26 protein-coding genes are annotated in these 22,585 nt (G+C 61.7%); 12 read left to right on the forward strand and 14 right to left on the reverse strand.

Annotated elements, in window-relative coordinates; all coding sequences use genetic code 11:
• Positions 1-49 precede the first annotated feature (49 nt).
• A complete protein-coding gene (locus NPS56_RS04715) occupies positions 50-514 on the forward strand; it encodes a TIGR02444 family protein (RefSeq protein ID WP_274073678.1) in 465 nt (154 codons plus the stop codon).
• Here the strand turns inward: NPS56_RS04715 and NPS56_RS04720 are convergent.
• Positions 511-1,656: an AlgP family protein gene (locus NPS56_RS04720; protein WP_274073679.1), complete on the reverse strand. Its 1,146-nt coding sequence runs from the start codon at positions 1,654-1,656 to the stop codon at positions 511-513. The genes NPS56_RS04715 and NPS56_RS04720 overlap by 4 nt on opposite strands.
• A gap of 192 nt (positions 1,657-1,848) precedes the next feature.
• On the opposite strand from NPS56_RS04720, the gene NPS56_RS04725 reads away from it, so the two are divergent.
• On the forward strand, positions 1,849-2,514 hold the full coding sequence (locus tag NPS56_RS04725; protein ID WP_274073680.1) for an FKBP-type peptidyl-prolyl cis-trans isomerase: 666 nt from the start codon (positions 1,849-1,851) through the stop codon (positions 2,512-2,514).
• Positions 2,515-2,575: 61 nt separating this feature from the next.
• Here the strand turns inward: NPS56_RS04725 and rsd are convergent, their stop codons facing one another.
• The 7 genes from rsd to NPS56_RS04760 all read right to left on the reverse strand — a co-directional run bounded on the left by rsd (position 2,576) and on the right by NPS56_RS04760 (position 8,997).
• Positions 2,576-3,034: a sigma D regulator gene (gene rsd, locus NPS56_RS04730; RefSeq protein ID WP_274073681.1), complete on the reverse strand. Its 459-nt coding sequence runs from the start codon at positions 3,032-3,034 to the stop codon at positions 2,576-2,578.
• 177 nt (positions 3,035-3,211) lie between these two features.
• Positions 3,212-3,763, reverse strand: a complete 552-nt coding sequence (locus NPS56_RS04735; RefSeq protein ID WP_274073682.1) for a disulfide bond formation protein B — start codon at positions 3,761-3,763, stop codon at positions 3,212-3,214.
• Positions 3,764-3,993: 230 nt separating this feature from the next.
• Positions 3,994-5,232, reverse strand: a complete 1,239-nt coding sequence (locus tag NPS56_RS04740) for a heme biosynthesis protein HemY (protein ID WP_274073683.1) — start codon at positions 5,230-5,232, stop codon at positions 3,994-3,996.
• Positions 5,229-6,389: a uroporphyrinogen-III C-methyltransferase gene (locus NPS56_RS04745; protein ID WP_274073684.1), complete on the reverse strand. Its 1,161-nt coding sequence runs from the start codon at positions 6,387-6,389 to the stop codon at positions 5,229-5,231. The genes NPS56_RS04740 and NPS56_RS04745 overlap by 4 nt, the downstream gene beginning before the upstream one ends.
• Positions 6,390-6,406: 17 nt before the next feature.
• Entirely contained in the window at positions 6,407-7,174 is a 768-nt protein-coding gene (locus tag NPS56_RS04750) for a uroporphyrinogen-III synthase (protein WP_274073685.1), read from the reverse strand.
• A complete protein-coding gene (gene hemC, locus NPS56_RS04755; RefSeq protein WP_274073686.1) occupies positions 7,171-8,112 on the reverse strand; it encodes a hydroxymethylbilane synthase in 942 nt (313 codons plus the stop codon). Before hemC ends, NPS56_RS04750 begins: the two co-directional genes overlap by 4 nt.
• Before the next feature lie 138 nt (positions 8,113-8,250).
• A complete protein-coding gene (locus NPS56_RS04760) occupies positions 8,251-8,997 on the reverse strand; it encodes a LytR/AlgR family response regulator transcription factor (RefSeq protein WP_046818480.1) in 747 nt (248 codons plus the stop codon).
• A gap of 529 nt (positions 8,998-9,526) precedes the next feature.
• Between NPS56_RS04760 and argH the strand changes: the two genes are divergently transcribed.
• On the forward strand, positions 9,527-10,921 hold the full coding sequence (gene argH, locus NPS56_RS04765) for an argininosuccinate lyase (protein ID WP_274073687.1): 1,395 nt from the start codon (positions 9,527-9,529) through the stop codon (positions 10,919-10,921).
• A gap of 118 nt (positions 10,922-11,039) precedes the next feature.
• Here argH and NPS56_RS04770 read toward each other — a convergent pair whose 3' ends face one another.
• The gene (locus tag NPS56_RS04770; protein WP_274073688.1) at positions 11,040-11,699 is read right to left on the reverse strand and encodes a glutathione S-transferase family protein; all 660 of its coding nucleotides are present in this window, start codon (positions 11,697-11,699) and stop codon (positions 11,040-11,042) included.
• A 124-nt stretch (positions 11,700-11,823) separates the two neighbouring features.
• On the opposite strand from NPS56_RS04770, the gene NPS56_RS04775 reads away from it, so the two are divergent.
• From NPS56_RS04775 to NPS56_RS04785, 3 genes are all read left to right on the forward strand, one after another.
• Positions 11,824-12,108: a hypothetical protein gene (locus NPS56_RS04775; RefSeq protein WP_274073689.1), complete on the forward strand. Its 285-nt coding sequence runs from the start codon at positions 11,824-11,826 to the stop codon at positions 12,106-12,108.
• Between the two features lie 84 nt (positions 12,109-12,192).
• Positions 12,193-12,438: a TIGR02647 family protein gene (locus NPS56_RS04780; protein WP_274073690.1), complete on the forward strand. Its 246-nt coding sequence runs from the start codon at positions 12,193-12,195 to the stop codon at positions 12,436-12,438.
• A 194-nt stretch (positions 12,439-12,632) separates the two neighbouring features.
• Positions 12,633-15,479, forward strand: coding sequence for a class I adenylate cyclase (locus NPS56_RS04785; protein WP_274073691.1), 2,847 nt, complete (start codon positions 12,633-12,635; stop codon positions 15,477-15,479).
• A 7-nt stretch (positions 15,480-15,486) separates the two neighbouring features.
• Here NPS56_RS04785 and rnk read toward each other — a convergent pair whose 3' ends face one another.
• The 3 genes from rnk to cyaY all read right to left on the reverse strand — a co-directional run bounded on the left by rnk (position 15,487) and on the right by cyaY (position 16,615).
• Positions 15,487-15,897: a nucleoside diphosphate kinase regulator gene (gene rnk / locus NPS56_RS04790; RefSeq protein ID WP_274073692.1), complete on the reverse strand. Its 411-nt coding sequence runs from the start codon at positions 15,895-15,897 to the stop codon at positions 15,487-15,489.
• Positions 15,898-16,050: 153 nt separating this feature from the next.
• Positions 16,051-16,278: a DUF1289 domain-containing protein gene (locus NPS56_RS04795; RefSeq protein WP_274073693.1), complete on the reverse strand. Its 228-nt coding sequence runs from the start codon at positions 16,276-16,278 to the stop codon at positions 16,051-16,053.
• Positions 16,279-16,282: 4 nt separating this feature from the next.
• Positions 16,283-16,615 carry an iron donor protein CyaY gene (cyaY, locus tag NPS56_RS04800; protein ID WP_274073694.1) on the reverse strand — a complete coding sequence of 111 codons (333 nt, stop codon included), beginning with the start codon at positions 16,613-16,615 and terminating at the stop codon, positions 16,283-16,285.
• Between the two features lie 318 nt (positions 16,616-16,933).
• On the opposite strand from cyaY, the gene lptM reads away from it, so the two are divergent.
• From lptM to NPS56_RS04830, 6 genes are read left to right on the forward strand one after another with little or no spacing between them, the layout of a single operon-like run.
• Positions 16,934-17,107 carry an LPS translocon maturation chaperone LptM gene (gene lptM / locus NPS56_RS04805; RefSeq protein ID WP_137807209.1) on the forward strand — a complete coding sequence of 58 codons (174 nt, stop codon included), beginning with the start codon at positions 16,934-16,936 and terminating at the stop codon, positions 17,105-17,107.
• Between the two features lie 12 nt (positions 17,108-17,119).
• On the forward strand, positions 17,120-18,367 hold the full coding sequence (gene lysA / locus NPS56_RS04810) for a diaminopimelate decarboxylase (RefSeq protein WP_274073695.1): 1,248 nt from the start codon (positions 17,120-17,122) through the stop codon (positions 18,365-18,367).
• Between the two features lie 4 nt (positions 18,368-18,371).
• The gene (dapF, locus tag NPS56_RS04815) at positions 18,372-19,202 is read left to right on the forward strand and encodes a diaminopimelate epimerase (protein WP_274073696.1); all 831 of its coding nucleotides are present in this window, start codon (positions 18,372-18,374) and stop codon (positions 19,200-19,202) included.
• 13 nt (positions 19,203-19,215) lie between these two features.
• Positions 19,216-19,941 carry a DUF484 family protein gene (locus NPS56_RS04820; RefSeq protein ID WP_274073697.1) on the forward strand — a complete coding sequence of 242 codons (726 nt, stop codon included), beginning with the start codon at positions 19,216-19,218 and terminating at the stop codon, positions 19,939-19,941.
• Between the two features lies 1 nt (position 19,942).
• A complete protein-coding gene (xerC, locus tag NPS56_RS04825; RefSeq protein WP_274073698.1) occupies positions 19,943-20,839 on the forward strand; it encodes a tyrosine recombinase XerC in 897 nt (298 codons plus the stop codon).
• A complete protein-coding gene (locus NPS56_RS04830; protein ID WP_274073699.1) occupies positions 20,839-21,546 on the forward strand; it encodes an HAD family hydrolase in 708 nt (235 codons plus the stop codon). The genes xerC and NPS56_RS04830 overlap by 1 nt, the downstream gene beginning before the upstream one ends.
• Positions 21,547-21,717: 171 nt before the next feature.
• On the opposite strand, the gene sutA is transcribed toward NPS56_RS04830, so the two are convergent.
• Together sutA and NPS56_RS04840 are read right to left on the reverse strand one after the other, a co-directional pair.
• Positions 21,718-22,041: a transcriptional regulator SutA gene (gene sutA / locus NPS56_RS04835; protein ID WP_007980816.1), complete on the reverse strand. Its 324-nt coding sequence runs from the start codon at positions 22,039-22,041 to the stop codon at positions 21,718-21,720.
• A 101-nt stretch (positions 22,042-22,142) separates the two neighbouring features.
• Positions 22,143-22,568, reverse strand: coding sequence for a secondary thiamine-phosphate synthase enzyme YjbQ (locus NPS56_RS04840; RefSeq protein WP_007989493.1), 426 nt, complete (start codon positions 22,566-22,568; stop codon positions 22,143-22,145).
• Between the last annotated feature and the right edge of the window lie 17 nt (positions 22,569-22,585).

Below are 22,585 nucleotides of genomic sequence, written 5' to 3' on the forward strand. Positions count from 1 at the left end.
ATGGCGGCGGAGTCTACCAGCTTCGCTCGCAACTGGCGCGAGTAGCACTATGTCCTCTGACCTGTGGAGCTTTTCCCTGACCCTTTATGCCCGCCCTGGTGTTGAACAGGCGTGCCTGCAATTGCAGTCGGCCGGCGTCAGTGTGTGTCTGCTGCTGTGCGGGGCATGGCTGGGACAGCGGGGTATCGCCTGCAATGAACAACGCCTGCAGCAACTTCGCGGCGTGACGCGAGCCTGGGACGCCGATGTCGTGCAACCGTTGCGGGCACTGCGCATGCAATGGAAAGTTGCCGCCACGCAGGATGCCGAACTGCACTCGCTACGCGAGCAGGTCAAGACACTTGAGTTGGAGGCCGAGCGAATTCTGTTATTGCGCCTGGAGCGATCGGCCGAAGGCTGGCCGCAAGCTGCCGCGACCGACCTGGCGGTCTGGCTGGAAGGTGTGACGGCAGAGGCCGCCCACCTCGACCGCGACGCGCTGCATCAGCTGCGCGTCGCGGTAACCGGCACTTAAGAAGCGCTGGTTGGGGTGGAGCTGTTGCTCGACGGTGCTACTGGCGTTGGCGCAGTGGAGGCAGTCGAGGCCGTTGCTGTCGGCGCAGGAGCAGCCGAAGCGGTTGGTGCTGGCGCTGGGGTCGCTGGCTTGGCAGCAGGCGCCGGAGTCGGCTTGGCGACAGGGGCCGGCTTGGTAGCAGCGGCCGGTTTTTTCACAGCAGGTTTTGCAGCTGGTTTGGCTGCTGGTTTTGCCGCGGCAGGCTTGGCTGCCGGTTTCGCTGCGGCAGGTTTTGCGGCAGCGGTTTTAGCAGCCGGTTTGGCGGCAGGTTTGGCGGCTGCTTTTGCCGCCGGTTTGGCTGCTGGTTTTGTAGCTGACTTGGCAGCGGTTTTAGCCGCGACAGGTTTTGCGGCCGGCTTGGCAGCAGGTTTTGCAGCGGCAGTTCTGGCAGCTGGTTTGGCGGCTGCGGTTTTCGCCGCGGCAGGTTTCGCAGCAGCAGTTTTGGCGGCCGGTTTGGCAGCTGGTTTCGCAGCAGCGGTTTTCGCCGCGGTTGTCCGGGCAGCAGGTTTGGCAGCTGCAGTTCTAGCCGCCGGTTTTGCAGCGCTGGCCGCGACAGGTTTTTTCGCCGCAGTTGTTGCAGCAGGTTTGGCTGCGGCTTTCACCGGTGCCTTGGCGGCAGGTTTGGCGGCAGGCTTGGCCGGTGCTTTTGCGGCAACCGGTTTGGCAGCGGCTTTCTTCGCAGAGGCCGCAGCAGGCTTGGCCGAACGCAGGGACAACGCCTTGCCGACAGCCTCTTGTACGCGACCAACACCCTGGGCCAGTTTCAGGCTTTCCTGGGCATCGCGCTTGAGTTGCAGAATGTAGCCGCGAGTTTCCGATTGACGATCCTTGAGTGCATCAAGCAGGTCCTCGAGCTGTTTCACCGCGTCCTTCGCCTTGGTCTGCGCCTTGGCCTTTCCAGCCGCCGCTGCGTCCTGCAATTTGGTACGGGATTTGTGCAATTTCTCTTGCGCTTTTCCGCGCTGCTTTTCCAGTTTGGCGAGCAGTTTTTCAGCATCGGCCAAAGCTTCGGAACAAGCGTTTTCGAGATGCTCGAGCAAGCTGCCCGAGAGTTGTTGGAGCAGGTGCAACGGAGTACTTACAGGCTTCTTGGTGGCCGACATGGTTTACCTCCTGGCTGGCGTGAGTGCGGCTCATACTAGACCTCTGCTGCTACCGCCGCTAGGGCATCTTGACAGTATCCAAAGCGCTGCGTTGCAACGAATTGAAAATGTTCTGTGCCGACGCAAAAGCAGTTCACCGTTAAACGCATTCACGCTGGCATAATCGCCCGCAACCCAGGCCGGAGAGTGCCCATGTCGCGCTACCTTTTTTTATCGCTGTGCGTGATAGTTTCCGTGGCCAACGCCGCTGAAAAAAACCAGGAAAAAGAGGCTCACGATCTCGCTTACAGCCTGGGCGCAAGTCTCGGCGAACGCTTGCGCCAGGAGGTGCCCGAATTGCAGATCCAGGCACTGGTCGACGGATTGCAGCAGGCCTATCAAGGCAAGCCACTGGCGTTGAAGGACGAGCAGATCGAACGGATTCTGGCCGAGCACCAAGCCCTGGCTGCGACGCAATCGCCTACGCCGGAAAGTGAATTGGCTTTGGAAAAAGAGCAGCGTTTTCTCAGCGAAGAAAGAGCCAGGCCCGGGGTTCGTCAACTGGCCGATGGCATCCTGCTGACAGAGCTGGCACCCGGGACAGGTGACAAGGCCGGGCCGAATGGCAAGGTGCAGGTTTTGTATGTCGGTCGCCTGCCTGACGGCACAGTGTTCGACCAGAACAGCCAGCCGCAATGGTTCAGTCTCGACAGTGTGATCAGCGGCTGGCGCAGCGCCCTGCAAGACATGCCGGTCGGTGCGAAATGGCGCCTGGTGATTCCATCGGCGCAAGCCTATGGCGCCGACGGTGCCGGTGACTTGATCGCGCCGTACACGCCCCTGGTATTCGAAGTCGAGTTACGCGGCGCAGCCGGCTGAAAAGCAGAAACGAAAACGGTGCGCATCGCGCACCGTTTCAATGACATTGCAGGAGCTCGGTTCAGGCCTGAACCGGAGCCTCTTCCTTGTGAGCGGTATGCAGCACTTCGATCAGGCAGTCTTCCAGCTCAAAACGCTCATGCAACAGGCCACCCAGTTCCTTGAACTTCTCCGCGACGCATTTGCCGGCATCACACAAATCATTGAAAGCGAGCAGTTTCTCGGTGATGACGTCGATGCGCGGGTAGATCGTCTCGGCGAGTTCCAGGCCACGCTTGTCGTTGAAGGCCTTGGCCTCTCCCGTCAGCTGTTCGTAGATCTCGAAGTGGCCGGCGGACACGTAGTCGACCAGCACCCCACAGAATTCCTGCAAAGGTTTTCGGTTTTCGCCTAACGCCTCAGGCTTCTCGCCGAGCGTGTCATAGGCCCGAACCAGTTCGTGACGTTCCTGCAACCAACGATCGATCAGCAGATGTACTCCACCCCAACGTTCCTGAGCATTCTGACAACTTTCGAGCATGGCGGTCTCTCTTCCCTTGTGGGTCATGCTGCTCTACACCTGTCGCACACTTGAGAATCAAGATTCGACCAGGCAGAGCGTCATCGAGCAACATAAATCCAATGACACGTGCGGGCCAGATTATGCCCGCACGACGGTGGCTTCAAGGTACGCAGACGATAAAGTTCATACAAGTGTTTAATCGCCGGCAAGTACCCGCTGCGCCGACTCGCCGCCGAGCGGTCGTCGGCTGACGCTCAAGACCAGGCGTATCAGCTGATAAATACTCAGGATCATCACCGCAACGAAGAACAGCAGGCTCCATTCCGGGATACTCAAATCGAACAGCGTCCAGGCGATCCGCGGGCAGTCGACGGCACCCTGGAACAGCCTCTGCACGGCATTCAGCCACGGTGCGCTGGTGAATACTTCGACCAGGTCAGGTGAGCAGGCGGAAAGTTGATGCACCGGATCGGTTTGCAGCAACACCTGGCGCCAGGCCGTGAAGGTCCCCAACAGGCTGCAGGACAGCCCGAGCAGCCAGTACACGAAGGATCCCAGGCGACCGGGACCGTGCACCGCAGCCATCAGGCAAAAACCGCTCAACAGCGCCAGGCAAGCCCGCTGCACCAGACACAGACCACAGGGGCTGAGGCCTACCGCATATTCCAGGTAATAGGAAACGCCCAGGGCCAGGGCGCCTGCGATAAACACAGTAAAAAACAGGGAGCGTGGGCAGGCCAACGACATGGCGTTTCCGTAACGATCAAGAGTCCGGCCGCTACGGTAGTGGAAAGCGCGCAACCCTTACAAGGCGGGCAGATGCAGACATTTCAGCAATTGCGTAGGGAAATCCCGACAGACATCAGAGGATCAGATGAAGTGGTCTGTAGGACTTTGCTGAATGCGGACCGCGAAGGGAGAATTCCGACAGGATCCGCGGTTCGGATCGCCCACTCGAGCGATCCTTCACGCAGCGATCAACCGTGCGCCAACACCGGCAGCGGTGCCGCCAGCAAGCGCTCATCAAGCAAGCCCAGGCCTTCCTGGAACAGCTGGTTGCTGCGCTCGGTATCGCCCATCTGCGCCAGCAGGCGTGCCAGTTCGGCACAGGCTTCCGGGTTGCGCTGGACTCGCAGACTGCTTTCCAGATAGTCCCGGGCCTTGCCCCACAGACTGCTTTGCAGGCACAGGCGACCCAGTGTCAGCAACAGGCCTGGATCGGTCGGATGATCTTTCAGCCAGCCCTCGGCGAGGTGCAGCTGGCGAGCCGGGTCACTGCCGCGCACCAAGCCATAGAGGCGCGCCAGATGGCTGTCGTAGTTGCGTTTCAATGCCGTGCGCAAGACCTCTTCGGCCTCGACCTGGGCCCCCAGTTGCCGCAGCTGCTCGGCATAGGCGAGGACCAATTGCGGCTCCTGGCGCTGAGCAGAGGTCAGCTGCTGCCAGGCGCGATCAAGCGCTTGCAGACCGAGAGCCCCTTCCTCTTCCCGATGCGCTGCCAGGGACAGGTTCTCACCCCAGGCCCGACGCTCCAGTTCCGCCAGTTCAGGTGCGGGCAGGACTTTGTCCTTGCGCAGCTCAGGCAGCAGGCGAATCACCGCCGACCAGTCGCCTCGCTGCTGATGCAGGCGCTGCAACTGACGCAGGACCTGTGCGTTATGCGGATGGCGCTCGTGCATCGCCTCCAGGGTCGCCAGGGCGCCTTCGGTATCACCGCGATCGGTCTGCAATTGCGCGTGATTCAAGGCAATCGCCAACTCGGCCTGGGGCTGTCGCTCCAGCGCACGCTCCAGCAGGTTGTCACTTTCTTCGTAACGACCCTGCTCGTTCGCGGCGCGGGCAGCCCCAAGGTAGTAAAGCAGCGGTTGGCGCTCGGCCTCTGCGGCCCGATGCAAATGACGCTGCGCGCTGGCCCAGCGACCTTCGGCCAAGTCCAGTTGTCCGTGCTCGATCGCCACCTGGACCCGGCGACTGCGATTGCGCCGTGACCACGGATTGACCACGCCACCGGAGGTCGTCACCAGCTCGACCAAGGCCTTGATGCCCCAGACGACCAGCCAGAGAACGGCAACCACGGCCAGGGTCGCCCACAGGCTCGATTCGTAGCGAAAGCTCTTGTAGGCGATCAGGACGTAACCGGAATGCTCGGCGATGGCCAGGCCCAGGGCGGCCGCCGCCGCAATGGCCAGGAACACGATCACATAGAGGCGTTTCATGGGGTGGCCTCCTGCGCGGTATTGGCCGCAGGTTTGGCCATCGGCTTGATCGAGTCTTCGGCGTTGACGTTACGCCGTTCCAGGTAACCCTGGACCGCACTCAGGGTCCCGGTCAGGTCCGGGGTGACCACGGAGACCGGTTGCTTGCTCAGTTCGGCCACCTGCTCGAGCATCACTTTGCTCTGGGGATTGTCCGGGTTGAAGTTGCCCTTGAGCACATCCCGCGCCTCTGCCAGTGCCTGGGCATACACCGCAGCCTGACCGTTGAGCGCGGCCCATTGCGCCTGCTCCAGCGCCAGGCTCAGGGCAAGACGGACCTGGCTCAGGCTCTGCCCGGCCAGCAATGGGCGGACATTCTTGTCGGCGTTGAAATCGATACGGATGTAGCGCGAGATCTGATCCCACCATTGCGCCCAGCGACTGGCGCCGTCGCCATCGGCGGTCAGCCCCAGCAGGGATTCGCCACGGTCCTTGTACTCGGGCGCAAGCTCGGTGAGGCTGATCACCTGGTCGCGCAATGCCCCCAGGCGCAGGAACAAACCGGTGCGATCCGGCTGCTCGGTGCTGCGCAAGGCCACCAGGGTCTTGGCCACTTGCTCGCGGGCGGCGAAGGAACCGGGGTCGTTCTGCTCACGGAGAATTTCATCGGCACCCTGCACCAGGGCCTGGGCGCTGCTGATGTCCTGCAACGCCGAAAGGCGCAGGCTGGCCAGGCGCAGCAAGTGCTCGGCCTCGGCCAGACGCCAGTCCTTGCGGCTGGCGCCGAGGACGGTTTCCAGGCGTTGATTCAAGCGTTGCTGGTCGCCCTGCAACTGAGTCACCAGGCGGCTGCGTTCTTCCAGCACATCGGCATTGGGCAGTTGTTCCAGGCGCGCACTCAGGCGCTGCTCGTTCAGCTTCAGGCTCTGCGCCTGATCGTTCAAAGCCTGCACCTGACTCAGTTGCTGCTGGGTATTGGCTTGCAAGTGCCGCACTTGCCAGACTCCCCAGCCACCCACTGCGACACCGACGGCGCCTACCAGCAGCGCGACGATTGCCAGCCCGTTTCCTCGGCGCTGCTGCTCGACAGGGGGTGGTTGCAGTTCATCAAGAGGTGCATCAGCCGGTGCATCGAGCACTGGCCGCGAGTCATCTTTAGGCAAGGCTGTTTCGCTCACGTATCCATCCTTTGCATTTAGAGAACGGGCACGGGATGCTCCCGTAACGCCGTCAGCAAAGCCGCGGCACTGGCGCCACGACAATCCACAACTGTCAGGGCCCCGGCGGCACGTGCCAGCTCGGCGACCCTGGGGCTTGGTACAAACAACGGCAACCGCGCCAACTGCGGCCAGGCATCGCCAGCCAATTGATGCAGGTGCTCAAAACCCTGTCCACTGCTGACCACCAGCGCATTCAGGCGTTCCGCCTCGATCCGCTGCCCTAGGGCTGCGGCCGGGTATTGCGGCAGCTCGCGGCGGTACAACTCCAGATACTCGACACTAGCACCTCGCTCGCGCAAACGCTCAGCCAGCAGTTCGCGTCCACCCTCCCCGCGCAGGATCAGCACCCGCGGATCAGGCCGGGCGACAGCCTCGCGCAGCGCTGCAAGTTCAAGCAAGGCCTCGCTGTCATCGCCTTGCGCCGGGAAGCTCACGTCCAACCCGCGAGCCTCGAGGATCTGCGCCGTCGCAGCGCCGACACTGAACCACTTCGCGCACAGTGCTTGCGGGCCAAACCGGTCGAGCAGTTCGACACCGATGCGCGCCGCCGGCTTGCTGACCACGATCACGGCGCAGTAGCGATCCAGTTCGCGGAACGCTTTGCCCATTGTCCCAGAGACCGGGATCGGCACTATGTCCAAAAGCGGCAGGCTGCTGCTGAAAATCCCCTGTTCGGCCAACAGGCTGCCCAGCGCCGCCGACTCATCCGCCGGACGCGTCAGCAGCAGGCGCCAGCCTGTCACTCGTGACCTGCCTCGCCATACACCGCCTTGAGGATATCCGCAGCGCCCTGGCTCAAGAGGTCTTCGGCCACCCGTACACCCAAGGCTTCGGCATCGCCACGCGGCGCACGCGCCTGGGCACTGAGCAGCAGACTGCCAGCGGGATCCCCCACCAGCCCACGCAGCCAGACTTCCTCGCCCTCGAGCACGGCGTAACAGGCGATCGGCACCTGGCAGCCGCCATTGAGGTGCTTGTTAAGGGCGCGTTCGGCGCTCACGCGGATCGCGGTGTCCTGGTGATGCAGCGGCGCCAGCAGGGCGTGAATTTCGCTGTCCGCGGTGCGGCACTCGATGCCCACCGCGCCCTGGCCACCGGCCGGCAGACTGTCGTCGACGCTGATGGCCGAGGTGATGCGATCTTCAAAGCCCAACCGGATCAAGCCTGCGGACGCCAGGATGATCGCGTCGTATTCGCCAGCGTCGAGCTTGGCCAGGCGGGTGTTGACGTTGCCGCGCAGGAAACGGATTTCCAGGTCTGGACGTCGGCTCAGCAGCTGGGCCTGGCGGCGCAGGCTGGAGGTACCGACGATGCTGCCCGCAGGCAACGCCTCGAGGCTGGCGTAGGTGTTGGACACGAATGCATCGCGGGGGTCTTCGCGCTCGCAGATACAGAACAGACCGAGGCCTTCAGGGAAGTCCATCGGCACGTCTTTCATCGAGTGCACGGCGATGTCGGCTTCGTTTTCCAGCAGCGCGGTTTCCAGTTCCTTGACGAACAGGCCCTTGCCGCCGATTTTCGACAGCGGCGAGTCGAGCAGCTTGTCGCCGCGACTGACCATGGGTACGAGGGTCACGAGCAGACCCGGATGGGCCTGCTCCAGACGGGCTTTGACGTATTCGGCCTGCCACAGGGCAAGAGCGCTTTTGCGGGTGGCGATGCGGATCTGGCGAGAGGACATGGATCAATCCGTACTGAATAGATACGACGGATAATAACAGCTCAGCCAAATCCACTTTGACTTGTATCAGAAACTACTCGGCCTCCCTGGCCCCGGATATCCGGCAATCGGGTGTGCAGTCCGCCTGCGATCAGCGAATCAAAGCTGTTGCATCATTTTCCGCACGCCGGCCACGTGGCGTCGGCTGACGATCAAGGCATCGCCATTGAGGCCCTTGAGGAACAGCTGAAAATGCCCCAGCGGTGTTCGTTGCAAGCGCTCGATGCGCTCGCGAGCGACCAGTGCGTTGCGGTGGATGCGCACGAAACGGTCACCGAATTCATCTTCAAGGGCTTTGAGGGGCTCATCGAGCAGCACCTCGCCGCTTTCGTGGCGCAAGGTCACGTACTTGTGGTCGGCGATAAAATAGACCACCTGATCCAGCGGGATCAGCTCAATGCCCTTTCGGGTACGGGCACTGATGTGGCTGCGCGGGCCACTGCCACTCTCGGCAGCGGGTCGAGTCAGGGCGGCGAGCTGTCCACGGTTGGGCCGTTCGGCTTTTTTCAACGAGTCATGTAACTGTTCAGTTCTCACAGGTTTCACCAGATAGCCTACGGCGCTGGCCTGTAAGGCTTCCACGGCAAATTCATCGGGGCCTGTGCAAAACACCACGGCAGGCGGGGTTTCGCGTTCGCACAATCGCGCGGCCACTTGCAGGCCATCGAGGCCTGGCATGCGGATATCGAGCAGTACGATATCCGGTTTGTGGCTGTCGATCAGTGCCAACGCTTCTTCGCCGTTCGTGGCGCTGGGCTCCAGGACACTGTATCCCTCGAGTTCACCAACCATTCGGCTCAGGCGCTCGCGGGCTAGGGGGTCGTCATCAACGATCAGGACATTCATATTGCGCTGGATTCCTGCGTGAGTCTCGCACAAGGATAGCGTAGACAGGTGAAGTGACGTCCGTCACCGCGATCCACGCTAAGACTAGCGCGAGCGTGAAAAAGTGCCGCTGGTCGGGCAGCTAATTTTTCATCTGCCGGGCGATTAGCGGCCCAGGCCCGCTTTGGCGACACATCGCCACAGGGTTTGCTGATACGCAATATGAACACCCCTCTTCTTATAGTCCTCTTGCGCACCGAGAAGTGCGCTCATCCTCCTGTCCAACTGTAGACGGTTGCCGGAACGATATTGCTCAATTGAAAAATATCGTTGTACTAATAGTGAAAACTGTAGGAGCGAGCCTGCTCGCGATGAACCTGAGAGCGACGGTTTATTCAGAAAGCACGCGTTATCGTTAACGTCCATCGCGAGCAGGCTCGCTCCCACACGAGAAAACCAATCGACCAGTGTCAACGACAGGATTGGCAACCCTGTTATTATCCGCGGCAGCTTTCAACGCCATTTTTCTTCAGCCGATACGAGCGAATTCATGAGCACTGACAAGACCAATCAGTCCTGGGGCGGCCGCTTCAGTGAACCCGTCGACGCCTTCGTCGCCCGCTTCACCGCCTCCGTCACCTTCGACCAGCGCCTGTATCGCCACGACATCATGGGCTCGATCGCCCACGCTACCATGCTGGCCAAGGTCGGCGTGCTGACCGATGCCGAGCGCGACAGCATCATCGATGGCCTGAAGACCATCCAGGGTGAAATCGAGGCTGGCCAGTTCGATTGGCGCGTCGACCTCGAAGACGTGCACATGAACATCGAGGCGCGCCTGACCGACCGCATCGGCGTGACCGGTAAAAAGCTGCACACTGGCCGAAGCCGCAACGACCAGGTCGCCACCGACATTCGCCTGTGGCTGCGTGACGAAATCGACCTGATCCTCGGCGAAATCACCCGCCTGCAAAAAGGCTTGCTGGAGCAGGCTGAGCGCGAAGCGGGCGCCATCATGCCCGGCTTCACCCACCTGCAAACTGCGCAGCCGGTGACCTTCGGGCACCACATGCTGGCCTGGTTCGAAATGCTCAGCCGCGACTACGAGCGCCTGGTCGACTGCCGCAAACGCACCAACCGCATGCCACTGGGCAGCGCCGCGCTGGCCGGCACCACCTACCCGATCGACCGCGAATACACCGCCCAGTTGCTGGGCTTCGATGCGGTGGGTGGCAACTCGCTGGACAACGTGTCCGATCGCGACTTCGCCATCGAGTTCTGCTCGGCCGCCAGCATCGCGATGATGCACTTGTCGCGCTTCTCCGAAGAGCTGGTGCTGTGGACCAGCGCGCAGTTCCAGTTCATCGATCTGCCGGACCGTTTCTGCACCGGCAGCTCGATCATGCCGCAAAAGAAAAACCCGGACGTGCCGGAGCTGGTGCGTGGCAAGAGCGGCCGTGTGTTCGGCGCGCTGATGGGCCTGCTGACCTTGATGAAAGGCCAGCCCCTGGCCTACAACAAGGACAATCAGGAAGACAAGGAACCGCTGTTCGACGCCGCCGATACCCTGCGCGATTCGCTGCGCGCCTTCGCCGACATGATCCCGGCGATCAAGCCCAAGCACGCGATGATGCGCGAAGCTGCCCTGCGCGGCTTCTCCACCGCCACCGACCTGGCCGACTACCTGGTACGTCGCGGCCTGCCCTTCCGCGACTGCCATGAAATCGTCGGCCATGCCGTGAAATACGGCGTGGAAAGCGGCAAGGACCTGGCGGAAATGAGCCTGGAAGAACTGCGCAAGTTCAGCGACCAGATCGATCAGGACGTGTTTGCCGTGCTGACCCTGGAAGGTTCGGTCAATGCCCGCAACCACATCGGCGGCACTGCGCCGGCGCAGGTCAAGGCAGCTGTGGTTCGTGGCCAGGCTTTGATCGCCAGCCGCTAAACCGCCAAAAGCATCGCCAGCAGGCTGGCTCCCACATTTAACCGAGTTCTTTCAGAAAGAATGTGATCGAATGTGGGAGCCAGCCTGCTGGCGATGCGATCTTAAGAGCGCTGAAAACCTACCTTTTGGACGCGACCATCGCCATGAACGCTGGCATCGCCGCTTCCTTGTCCGCCGCAATCCGCTGCACGTTCGGATTGTCTCCCAAGCGTTCCAGCAGCGCCTTGGCAGCCGGCAGCTCAGCCAGCAGATCGATACCAAAAAGCTTCTTGGCAACCCCACAAGCCAACGGCACGCTGTACAGGAAATACAGATCCGCCACGCTCAGTGTTTCACCGGCCACGTAAGGGCTGAATTTCCCGTGCCGGCCTAGCGCCGCAATACCCTGCAACAGTTCAGTCTTGGTTTTTTCCCTGATTGCCTCCGGCACGCTCGCGCCGAAAAAAGCCTCGGGGTAGCAGGCCCTTCCCGGCAGCTCGATATACAACTCGATCTCCTTGGCCAGCGCCAACACCTGCGCCCGCTCGAACGGATCGCTCGGCAGCAGGGGCGTGCCTTTCTGGCTCTGTTCGATGTACTCGAGAATCACGCTGGTTTCATTGATGAAACCTTGCTCCGTGCGCAGCACCGGGACTTTGCCGCGCGGGCTGATGGCCAGCGCTTCCGGGCTGGTGCCCGCGTAAAACGGCACTTCTTCGAATGGCAGTCCTTTCTCCAGCAGCGCCAGCTTGACCATGTTGTAGTAGTTGCTGACGGAAAAACCATAAAGCTTGAGCATCACAGAGCCTCCAGGCCGTGCGGGGTGGGCAGTGCCTGTTTATAGAACGCCCGAGGCTTTCTTGCCAGCAGCATCACGCTGCTGAATGCGGGTAAACTGGCGACCTTTCCCTGAGGAGCCTGCCATGAGCGAGCCAATCGATATCGATAACGACGAAGAAGAATTTGCCGAAACCACGCTGATCGAAGCCATCGAGAACCAGATCGAAAGCGATAACCCGCCAGCGGCCAAGGCAACGTTCAACAAGCTGACCCTGGTGGGTTACGAGCGTGACGAAATCCTTAACCTGATGGCCCACGTGCTGGCGGTGGAAATCGACGCAATCCTCGAAGAAGACCGCGCGTTCAATACCGAATGGTACGAAGCCGCGCTGCGGGCGCTGCCAGAGTTGCCGCCGGAAAAGAAATAACGCGTCGCCGTGACTGGACATACCGCACGAGTGGGATCACCTTAGGGGCGCTGTCGCCAAATTCCTAGAAAGTCTGGAGTCCTTATGTCGCTTACCCCTGAGTTGGTTGCCGAACTGGAAGTCCTCGCACTCTTCAACCTGGACAGTTCCCAGGAAGGTTTGAAAATTCATCAGACCGCTGCCCCGAAACACGTTGCCGCCGCCAAACGCCTGTTTGAGAAAGAACTGATCGACCAGCCCGATGGCGGTTATCTGACCAGCCTGGGCCGTGACGCCGCGCAAAATGTTCAAACCGTACTGACTATTCTGAGCGTTCAGGAAACAGCCTGAAATCCATCGCATGCCCACGGAAACCCCTGCCACGGGATTTCCGCGGGCGCATTCAGCTGCCTGGCGTCGCCCTGCGATAGAAATCTGACGCCAGAAATACAAAATCAGCTTAAAAGTCCCGGGGCCGAGGCGCTAAACTGCCCCTCATCCCGAGAGCCTCCACGTCCGAGCCCTGCGAGCCGGTTTGAGCTGACATGACCCGCACCCATGAAATCCGCCCCGATCTGGACGAGGGAATCGACCGCAAGGTTCTCAGTCAGCTGCGCGCACGCTTCCTCAAGCTCAACGAGGGGCGCATGGCGCGTGCCATGGAAGGGTTGTCGACGCGCCAGCAAGGGGTGTTGAACCTCCTTCCGCTGTTCTTCCACGTCAATCATCCGCTACTACCGGGTTACGTATCGGGCAGCACGCCCGCCGGGCTGTCGAATTTCGAGCCGGATGCCAGCGTCCTCGCCGAAGCCCAGCGCCTGACCCGTTCCTTTTCCTATAAGCCGCGCCACGGCAGCAATCCACCCCGACCGATTCATGGCCTGTTCCTGATGGGCAGCCTCGGTACCCTGGCCCAGGCTGAGCAGAGCGATATGGACGTGTGGGTCTGCCACAGTCCGGATCTGAGCGAAAACGAACTCACCGAGTTGCGCAGGAAATGCCAACTGCTGGAAACCTGGGCTGCCAGCCAGGGCGCCGAGGCGCACTTCTTCCTGATCGACCCCGTCCGTTTCGTACGCGGTGAGCGCGACAGCCAGCTGAGCTCCGAAGACTGCGGTACCACCCAGCATTACCTGCTGCTGGACGAGTTTTATCGCACCGCGATCTGGCTGGCGGGACGCACGCCGATCTGGTGGCTGGTGCCGGTGTACGAGGAAGCCAACTATGACCGCTACACCCATGCGCTGACGTCCAAGCGCTTCATCCGCGCAGACGAAACCCTGGACCTGGGCCATCTGGCCTACATCCCGCCCGGGGAATTCATCGGGGCCGGGCTCTGGCAGTTGTTCAAGGGCATCGAGTCGCCGTACAAATCGGTGCTCAAACTCCTGCTGACCGAGGTGTACGCCAGCGAACACCCCAGGGTCCAATGCCTGAGCCTGCGCTTCAAGCAGGCGGTGTTCGCCAACCGGCTCGACCTCGACGAACTGGACCCCTATGTCGTGGTCTATCGGCGCATCGCCGAATACCTCATCGCCCGCAATGAACCGGAACGCCTGGAGCTGGTGCGCCGGGCGCTGTACCTGAAGGTCAATCGCAAGCTCACCGGCAACGGCGGGCGCACCCAGGGCTGGCAACGCTCGCTGCTGGAGCGTCTGGCCCACGAATGGCAATGGGACCATCGCCAGTTGGCCCTGCTCGACAGCCGCAGCCAGTGGAAAGTCCGGCAGGTCAGCTCGGAGCGCCGGGCGCTGGTCAACGAACTGAATTTCAGCTATCGCTTCCTGACCCGGTTCGCCCGCCAGGAACACACCATCAGCCTGATCAACAAGCGCGATCTCAGCGTGCTGGGCCGACGCCTGTACGCGGCGTTCGAGCGCAAGGCGGACAAGGTCGAGTTCATCAACCCGGGCATCGCCCCGGACCTGGCCGAAGACACCCTGACGCTGGTGTACGCGCCCAGCAGGAAAGAACCGAAACAAAGCCAGTGGGGCTTATACAACGGTAGCCTGACCGTGCTCGAGTGGGAACATTTCGCTCCGATCAAACGCAGTAGCCATCTGCTCGAGCTGCTCGCCTGGTGCCACCGCAACGGCGTGATCGACAGCAGCACGCGCCTGGCCTTGCACCCGGGCAGCAGCGACCTGAGCGAATTCGAGCTGTTCAATTTGCTGGGCAGCCTGCAACAGAGCATTCCCCTGCCTCTGCCGACTGTCGCCGAAGAACCCCTGCTGCGCGCCAGCGTGCCCAGCGATGTGCTGATCCTGGTCAACGTCGGCATCGATCCGCTCAAGCACCATCGCGAACTGAACATCCTGATGACCACCGAGCGCACCGACTCCTTGAGCTACGCAGGTGTCAGGGAAAACCTGGTGCTGACCCTGGACCAGCTCACGCTCAACAGCTGGAACGAAGTGCTGGTCAGCCGTTATGACGGCCCCCATGCCCTGCTCGATTGCCTGCGCGACTATCTCAACAGCCTGCCCGGCGGGCCGCAGCAGCCCAGGGTGAGGGTCCGTTGTTTCTGCCACAACCGCGCGCAATTCATCGCCCAGCGCATCGAAGACATCCTCGACATCGCGCAGAACCTGCTGCTGAGCAAACTCAATCACCGCTACCTGATCCAGGTCCAGCAGCATTACCACGTGCTGGAGCTGATACCCGGCCAGGTCAAGCACATCGCGCTGGCCACCCTGCCGGCCCTGCTCGATTACCTCGGTGAAGAACGGGCGAGTTACAGCCCGCTGCACCTGGACCCGATGGCGTTGGACGACCACGACCTGGCGCTACTCCTGCCCATGGGGCGGCCGGACTGCATCCAGGTGTTCTACCGGGTCAACGAAGCGCAGGCCGATCTGTACGTGCTCGATGAATTCAACGCCTTGTGGCAGCAGCGCCTGCCGTGGCATGACGAACAAAGCCTGCTGGTGCCCCTGCAGCGTTTCCTGCAATCGATCCAGTACCGGCGCGACGCAGCGCTGCCGATGGACGGGGCACAGCCTGCGAACCTGCACACCCTCTATTACCAACTGCTGCCTTCAGGTGCAGGCAAGGCGCGACGGATCGAAGCCCGATCGGCACCGCAAACCCCGGCCGATAAACCCTTCTATGACGTACAGGCGATCGTCGGCAAAGCCGCACCGGGCAAGGTGCAGGTCACGTTGTATTGCAATCAGCGGGAGTTTTCCGAGCTGGAACATGGCGACCAGCTGTTCAGCGTGGTCGCTCGGGAAATCTTTGAACAACGCCGCGAGACCGAACGCTACCGCTGCTACATCACCGATCTGGACCTGTCAGGCCTGCTCGGTGATGGTCAGGGGTCAAGCCATCTGTATCTGCGCTACAAGGCCGACCTGGAGCGCGCATTGAACGAGGCGCTCGGGCAGGTCTGAGAGGAGGTCACTCGGGGAAGGCGCCGCCGTTGGCTGGCTGCGATTCGACTTCAAGCAGGGTCAGTTTCAAGGTCTTGCCACCCGGCGCCGGCCAGTCGATGTGTTGGCCGACCTTGAGCCCCAGCAGCGCACTGCCGACCGGTGCCAGAATGGAAATCTTGCCCTCGTCGGCGTTGGCATCCTTGGGGTACACCAGCGTCAGGTGATAGTCCTTGCCACTGCCTTCTTCGCGGCAGTGCACACGGGAATTCATGGTCACGACATCGGCGGGCACTTCATCGTGGCCGACCAGTGTATCGGCGCGATCCAGTTCGGTTTGCAGCGCGATAACGCCCGGCAGCGTTTCGTCCAGGCTGTCGATCAGGCGCTCCAGACGTTGTACGTCCAGACGGGTAAGGGTGATGGAAGGTGCGGTCATGATCAGGGCAGACTCCTTTCTTCTGCACGAAAAAAGCAAAACCCCGCCAGAAAAAGGCGGGGTTTTCACAAGCCTCGATGGGTTGAGGCGTACCCGGACACTATCACAGCTCAAAAAATATACAAGCCGCCACCGGCGTACGGCGATGCGCCCCTACCGGGGACCGGCGCCGGTCTTGCGCTGGGAGGCTTGGGTGCAGATGACCCGCCGACGTTCGTCATCCGCCGAGCGCCATTCGCGGATGTCTTCGACATGGCGAAAACACCCGAGACAGACCTTCTGCTCATCCAGCCGACACACGCCGCTGCACGGCGAAGGGACGGCCGGGCTGACGTTGCTGTACAGCGGCTTGGGTGGCCGCACGGGGGCTGGCTGGGTCACGGCGTTACAGGCCTTCGAAATCGAGTTCGATGCCGGCCTGCTGCTCGACGATGCGCTCAAGCATTTCACCCAGCTGCTCTTCGCTCTTGTCGCACATCCAGCGTTCGCTTTCTTCGTCGTAGTCGAAGTGAAAGCCCCCGGACACGGCTGCCAGCCACAGCTGACGCAGTGGTTCCTGGCGACTGAAGATCAGCTGGCTGCCGTTTTCAAACTTGACGGTCAGAACACCGGCCGAGCTCTCCAGATCGATATCCAGGTCACTCTCGTCAAAGATATCCTCCAGCGTCTGCTGGGTGGCATCGACCAGATCGTGGAAACGGGCTTCGGACAAACTCATTACGGCAACCTCAAAAAGTGTCTGATCAGGCTCAAGCGCCGCAAGATACGGACGAGCCCCGCTGATTGCAAAGGATAACGATCATGGGCCCATATAGGTACATCAAACGCTGTACCTGCGGGAGCGGGCTTGCTCGCGAAGAGGCCGGCACATTCAACATCTTCGTTGCCTGAACCACCGCTTTCGCGAGCAAGCCCGCTCCCACAGGGTTCGATGTGTATGCGGCAAGGCCCGCCGGACGGGAGCCCCGTCGCATAGGCAAGCTGCCGGGTGGCCGGTATACTCTGGCGCAATTAATGCATTTTCAAGGATTTCGCCATGAAGCGCCTGATCTCTTCCCTTGCTGCGCTCCTCGCGGTTGCCTGCCTGGTGTCGGCCTGCGGTCAAAAAGGCCCGCTGTACCTGCCCGATGAGGACCAGGACCCGGCAGAGCAGGCTCAGTCCTCGCAAAAGCAGCCGTCCAAATCGCACAAGCACGACGTCTACCAATAATAAGGGAACATCATGGACGCTTTTAACTACCGTGACGGTGAACTGTTCGCGGAAGGTGTTGCCCTGTCTGCTATCGCCGATCGCTTTGGTACACCGACCTACGTTTACTCGCGCGCGCACATCGAAGCCCAATACCTGGCGTATGCCGATGCCCTGGCCGGCATGCCGCATCTGGTCTGCTTTGCGGTCAAGGCCAACTCCAACCTGGGTGTACTGAATGTCCTGGCGCGTCTTGGCGCCGGTTTCGACATCGTCTCCCGTGGCGAACTGGAACGCGTACTGGCCGCCGGTGGCAGCGCCGACAAGATCGTGTTCTCCGGCGTCGGCAAGACCCGTGACGACATGCGTCGTGCCCTGGAAGTCGGCGTGCACTGCTTCAACGTCGAATCCACCGACGAGCTTGAACGCCTGCAAGTGGTGGCCGCCGAGCTGGGTGTTCGTGCGCCGATCTCGCTGCGCGTGAACCCGGACGTCGATGCCGGTACTCACCCGTACATCTCCACCGGTCTCAAAGAGAACAAGTTCGGCATCGCCATCGCCGACGCCGAAGACGTGTATGTGCGTGCCGCGCAGCTGCCGAACCTGGAAGTGGTCGGCGTCGATTGCCATATCGGCTCGCAACTGACCACCCTCCCGCCGTTCATCGATGCCCTCGATCGCCTGCTGGGCCTGGTCGACCGCCTCGGCGATTGCGGCATCTACCTGCGCCACATCGACCTCGGTGGTGGCCTGGGCGTACGTTATCGCGATGAAGAACCGCCATTGGCTGGCGACTACATCAAGGCCGTGCGCGAGCGTCTCGACGGTCGCGACCTGGCCCTGGTGTTCGAGCCCGGCCGCTTCATCGTCGCCAATGCCGGCGTGCTGCTGACCCAGGTCGAGTACCTCAAGCACACCGAGCACAAGGATTTCGCCATCGTCGACGCGGCCATGAACGACCTGATCCGCCCGGCGCTGTACCAGGCCTGGATGGACGTCACCGCCGTGCGCCCGCGCAACAGCGCAGCGCGCGCCTACGACATCGTCGGCCCGATCTGCGAGACCGGCGACTTCCTGGCCAAGGATCGTGAGCTGGCCCTGGAAGAAGGTGATCTGCTGGCTGTGCATTCGGCCGGAGCCTATGGGTTTGTCATGAGCTCCAACTACAACACCCGCGGCCGCGCCGCCGAAGTGTTGGTGGACGGAGACCAGGCATTTGAAGTGCGTCGCCGTGAGACGGTAGCCGAGTTGTTCGCTGGCGAAAGCCTGCTGCCGGAGTAAAACCATGCTGCTGCGTTTTACCAAGATGCACGGCCTGGGCAATGACTTCATGGTCCTCGACCTGGTCAGCCAGCACGCGCATATTCTGCCCAAGCATGCCAAGCAATGGGGCGATCGACACACCGGCATCGGTTTCGACCAGTTGCTGATCGTCGAAGCCCCGAGCAACCCGGACGTGGACTTCCGCTATCGGATCTTCAACTCCGACGGCTCCGAAGTGGAACAGTGCGGCAACGGTGCACGCTGTTTCGCCCGCTTTGTGCTCGACAAGCGCTTGACCGCGAAACGGCAGATCCGTGTCGAAACCAAGAGCGGTATCATCGAGCTCGATGTTCGCAGCGACGGCCAGATCAGTGTCAACATGGGCGCTCCACGCCTGGTGCCGACCGACATTCCGTTCCAGGCGCCAGAGCAGGCCCTGAACTATCAGGTCGACGTCGATGGCACGCCGGTCGAGCTGGCCGCCGTGTCCATGGGCAACCCCCATGCCGTGGTGCGGGTCAGCGATATCAACAACGCACCGGTGCATGAACTGGGGCCGAAGATCGAACATCACCCGCGCTTCCCGGCACGGGTCAATGTCGGTTTTCTCCAGGTCATCGACCGGAGCCGCGCGCAGTTGCGCGTCTGGGAACGCGGGGCCGGGGAAACCCAGGCCTGCGGGACCGGCGCCTGTGCCGCCGCCGTCGCCGCGATCAGCCAGGGGTGGATGGATTCGCCACTGCTGATCGACCTGCCTGGCGGGCGCCTGTCCATTGAATGGGCAGGCCCTGGCCAACCGGTCATGATGACCGGCCCGGCAGTGCGCGTTTATGAAGGACAAGTGCGTCTTTGAGTGAGCCACAACCATGACCGATAAGCCCCAGGTGCCCGCCCTACAGCCCGACGAATCAGCGTCCGAAAACCTGGAGGCGGCGGCGGTGGCCGCGTACCTGGAGGCTCATCCGGACTTCTTCGTCGAGCACGAAGACCTGCTTGCGTCCTTGCGCATTCCCCACCGGCGCGGCGATACCGTGTCGCTGGTGGAGCGGCAGATGACCATCCTGCGCGACCGCAACATCGAACTGCGCCATCGCCTGTCGCACTTGATGGACGTGGCGCGCGACAATGACCGCCTGTTCGACAAGACCCGCCGACTGATCCTCGCCCTGCTCGACGCCACCAGCCTGGAAGACGTGGTGATCTGCGTCGAAGACAGCCTGCGCCAGGACTTCCAGGTCCCCTTCGTCAGCCTCATCCTGCTCGGCGACAACGCCATGCCGGTGGGTCGCTGGGTGACCCACGCCGACGCCCAGGTGGCCATCGGCGGCTTGTTGCTGGAGGACAAAAGCGTCAGCGGCAGCCTGCGCGAGCACGAGCTGGACTTCCTGTTCGGCGAAGAACAGCGCAAGCAGATCGGCTCCACCGCCGTCGTCGCCATCAGCCATCAAGGCATTCACGGCATCCTGGCCATCGCCAGCCGCGACCCGCAGCACTACAAGAGCTCGGTGGGCACGCTGTTCCTGAGCTACATCGCCGAAGTCATGGGCCGCGTGCTGCCACGGTTCAACAGCTCCCTGCGCTCGGTACGCTGATATGGAACGGCAACTGGACGCTTACTGCGAACACCTGCGCAGTGAGCGGCAGGTGTCGCCACATACACTCTCGGCCTACCGCCGCGACCTCGACAAAGTGCTCGGCTGGTGCGCCAAACAGAACATCGACAGCTGGGCCGCGCTGGACATCCAGCGTCTGCGTAGCCTGGTCGCGCGCCTGCACTCGCAAGGTCAGTCGTCCCGCAGCCTGGCGCGACTGCTGTCGGCGGTACGTGGGCTCTATCACTACCTGAACCGCGAAGGCCTCTGCGACCACGATCCGGCCAATGGCCTGGCACCGCCCAAAGGCGAGCGCCGCCTGCCGAAGACCCTCGACACCGACCGTGCCCTGCAACTGCTGGAAGGTGGCGTGGAAGACGACTTTCTGGCGCGTCGGGACCAGGCGATTCTCGAACTGTTCTACTCCTCCGGGTTGCGCCTGTCGGAGCTGACCGGGCTCAATCTCGATCAGCTGGACCTGGCGGACGGCATGGTCCAGGTGCATGGCAAGGGCAGCAAGACCCGCCTGCTGCCAGTCGGCAAAAAAGCCCGCGAGGCGCTGGAAGAGTGGCTGCCACTGCGGGCCATGGCCAATCCGGCGGACGATGCGGTGTTTGTCAGCCAGCAAGGCCGGCGCCTGGGACCGCGGGCGATCCAGCTGCGGGTCAAGGCTGCGGGCGAACGCGAACTGGGACAAAACCTGCACCCGCACATGTTGCGACATTCTTTCGCCAGCCACCTGCTGGAGTCCTCCCAGGACCTGCGGGCGGTGCAGGAACTGCTCGGCCACTCGGACATCAAGACCACGCAGATCTACACCCATCTGGATTTCCAACACCTGGCCACCGTCTACGACAGCGCCCACCCACGGGCCAAACGCATGAAAGGCGACGATTAATGACCCTCCAACTGATCACCTTCGACCTCGATGACACCCTGTGGGACACCGCCCCGGTGATCGTCAGCGCCGAAGCCGTATTGCGTGAATGGCTGACTGAACATGCACCCAACCTGGGCGCGGTGCCGGTGGAGCATTTGTGGGCCATCCGCGAGCGCATCCTGAGCATTGAACCGGCGCTCAAACACCGCATCAGTGCCTTGCGTCGTCGCGTGTTGTTTCAAGCGCTGGAAGAAGCCGGTTATGCCCACGTCGAAGCGTCGGACCTGGCCGACCAGAGTTTCGAAGTGTTTTTGCATGCCCGGCATCAGCTGGAGATCTTCCCGGAGGTGCAACCGACCCTCCAGGCACTGGCCAATCATTACACCCTCGGCGTGGTCACCAACGGCAACGCCGATGTGCGGCGGTTGGGGCTGGCGGACTACTTCAAGTTTGCGTTGTGCGCCGAAGATATCGGCATCGCCAAACCCGATGCGCGACTGTTCCATGAGGCATTGCAGCGCGGAGGTGCAACCGCTGAGACGGCGGTGCATATCGGCGATCATCCAGGCGATGACATTGCCGGTGCCCAGCAGGCAGGGCTGCGGGCGATCTGGTTCAACCCGGAGGGCAAAATCTGGGAAGCAGAGCGCCTGCCGGATGCCGAGATTCGCAGCCTGACCGAATTGCCGGGATTGTTGGCGCAGTGGAATTCAGTTTCGGCCTGACGCCGAACCTGTAGGAGCTGGCTTGCCAGCGAAGGCGGCCTCAAGGATTACACAAGATTCAAGGGCCCCTTCGCCGGCAAGCCGGCTCCTACAGGATCTGTGAACGATTTTGAGCCACCCATGAAAAAGCCCGCAGCGACGGCGGGCTTTTTCAGCAAGCGCGTAGCAGCCTCAGATAGGCCGGCTACCGTACTTGTTGTCCGGCTTCTTGGGCGGATCGGCGACCACATTGGCCTCCACTTCCTGCACCTTGCCGCCACGAGCCAGGAACTCTTCCATGGCCTTGGCCAGGGCGTCACGTTCCTTGTTCTTGGCCTCGACACTCGGCAGCTCATCGACCGATACCGCTGCCTTGGCTTTGCCTTTGGCGGTCGGAACGGGGGCATCACCGCCGTCGTCTTCAGCGACGTCTTCCGCCGCTGCTTCCAGACCTTCTTCGGTTTCGTCGTCGTCGCCTACTTCGAGGTCGTCGTTTTCCAGATCATCGTCGCTCATGTTCTACCTCATGACTTGCGAAAAGCAGATTAGTTATAGCCCAGCTTTGCCCTCTGTCGAAGGCTGCCGGAAAAAAATCAACAGCCGCTGCTGACCAGCGGTTATGCCCCTTCACCATGCACGGTGGCGAGGACTTTACGAGCACCGCCATGATCACGGTGCTCGCCCAGATAAACGCCTTGCCAGGTGCCTAACGCCAGTCGGCCCGCCGAAATCGGCAAACTGAGCTGACAGCCAAGCACGCTGGCCTTGAAGTGCGCCGGGAGGTCGTCCAGGCCTTCGTCGTTATGCTCATAGCCGTCTGTTCCTTGTGGGATCAGACGATTGAAAAATCGTTCGAAGTCGCGACGTACCGCCGGATCGGCGTTTTCGTTGATGGTCAACGACGCCGAGGTATGCTGCAGCCACAAGTGCAACAGACCGACCCGACACGCCTTGAGTTCAGGCAAGCCGGCGAGTAACTCGTCCGTTACCAGATGAAAGCCCCGAGGCCTCGCCCGCAGGGTAATCAGAGTCTGTTGCCACATACAGTTCTCCGCACGTT

Origin of the sequence: Pseudomonas putida, assembly GCF_028682635.1 — a bacterium.
Lineage (GTDB): Bacteria > Pseudomonadota > Gammaproteobacteria > Pseudomonadales > Pseudomonadaceae > Aquipseudomonas > Aquipseudomonas putida_AE.

Excerpts from the sequence above, each read along its gene's own strand:
- lysA (WP_274073695.1), top strand. The coding sequence starts at position 17,120 with ATGGACGCTTTTAACTACCGTGACGGTGAACTGTTCGCGGAAGGTGTT.
- hemC (WP_274073686.1), bottom strand. The coding sequence starts at position 8,112 with ATGTCCTCTCGCCAGATCCGCATCGCCACCCGCAAAAGCGCTCTTGCC.
- NPS56_RS04740 (WP_274073683.1), bottom strand. The coding sequence starts at position 5,232 with ATGAAACGCCTCTATGTGATCGTGTTCCTGGCCATTGCGGCGGCGGCC.
- argH (WP_274073687.1), top strand. The coding sequence starts at position 9,527 with ATGAGCACTGACAAGACCAATCAGTCCTGGGGCGGCCGCTTCAGTGAA.
- NPS56_RS04775 (WP_274073689.1), top strand. The coding sequence starts at position 11,824 with ATGAGCGAGCCAATCGATATCGATAACGACGAAGAAGAATTTGCCGAA.
- NPS56_RS04840 (WP_007989493.1), bottom strand. The coding sequence starts at position 22,568 with ATGTGGCAACAGACTCTGATTACCCTGCGGGCGAGGCCTCGGGGCTTT.
- NPS56_RS04820 (WP_274073697.1), top strand. The coding sequence starts at position 19,216 with ATGACCGATAAGCCCCAGGTGCCCGCCCTACAGCCCGACGAATCAGCG.
- sutA (WP_007980816.1), bottom strand. The coding sequence starts at position 22,041 with ATGAGCGACGATGATCTGGAAAACGACGACCTCGAAGTAGGCGACGAC.
- dapF (WP_274073696.1), top strand. The coding sequence starts at position 18,372 with ATGCTGCTGCGTTTTACCAAGATGCACGGCCTGGGCAATGACTTCATG.
- rnk (WP_274073692.1), bottom strand. The coding sequence starts at position 15,897 with ATGACCGCACCTTCCATCACCCTTACCCGTCTGGACGTACAACGTCTG.
- NPS56_RS04780 (WP_274073690.1), top strand. The coding sequence starts at position 12,193 with ATGTCGCTTACCCCTGAGTTGGTTGCCGAACTGGAAGTCCTCGCACTC.
- NPS56_RS04725 (WP_274073680.1), top strand. The coding sequence starts at position 1,849 with ATGTCGCGCTACCTTTTTTTATCGCTGTGCGTGATAGTTTCCGTGGCC.
- rsd (WP_274073681.1), bottom strand. The coding sequence starts at position 3,034 with ATGCTCGAAAGTTGTCAGAATGCTCAGGAACGTTGGGGTGGAGTACAT.
- NPS56_RS04785 (WP_274073691.1), top strand. The coding sequence starts at position 12,633 with ATGACCCGCACCCATGAAATCCGCCCCGATCTGGACGAGGGAATCGAC.
- NPS56_RS04735 (WP_274073682.1), bottom strand. The coding sequence starts at position 3,763 with ATGTCGTTGGCCTGCCCACGCTCCCTGTTTTTTACTGTGTTTATCGCA.
- NPS56_RS04760 (WP_046818480.1), bottom strand. The coding sequence starts at position 8,997 with ATGAATGTCCTGATCGTTGATGACGACCCCCTAGCCCGCGAGCGCCTG.
- NPS56_RS04715 (WP_274073678.1), top strand. The coding sequence starts at position 50 with ATGTCCTCTGACCTGTGGAGCTTTTCCCTGACCCTTTATGCCCGCCCT.
- NPS56_RS04720 (WP_274073679.1), bottom strand. The coding sequence starts at position 1,656 with ATGTCGGCCACCAAGAAGCCTGTAAGTACTCCGTTGCACCTGCTCCAA.
- cyaY (WP_274073694.1), bottom strand. The coding sequence starts at position 16,615 with ATGAGTTTGTCCGAAGCCCGTTTCCACGATCTGGTCGATGCCACCCAG.
- NPS56_RS04770 (WP_274073688.1), bottom strand. The coding sequence starts at position 11,699 with ATGCTCAAGCTTTATGGTTTTTCCGTCAGCAACTACTACAACATGGTC.
- NPS56_RS04830 (WP_274073699.1), top strand. The coding sequence starts at position 20,839 with ATGACCCTCCAACTGATCACCTTCGACCTCGATGACACCCTGTGGGAC.
- xerC (WP_274073698.1), top strand. The coding sequence starts at position 19,943 with ATGGAACGGCAACTGGACGCTTACTGCGAACACCTGCGCAGTGAGCGG.
- lptM (WP_137807209.1), top strand. The coding sequence starts at position 16,934 with ATGAAGCGCCTGATCTCTTCCCTTGCTGCGCTCCTCGCGGTTGCCTGC.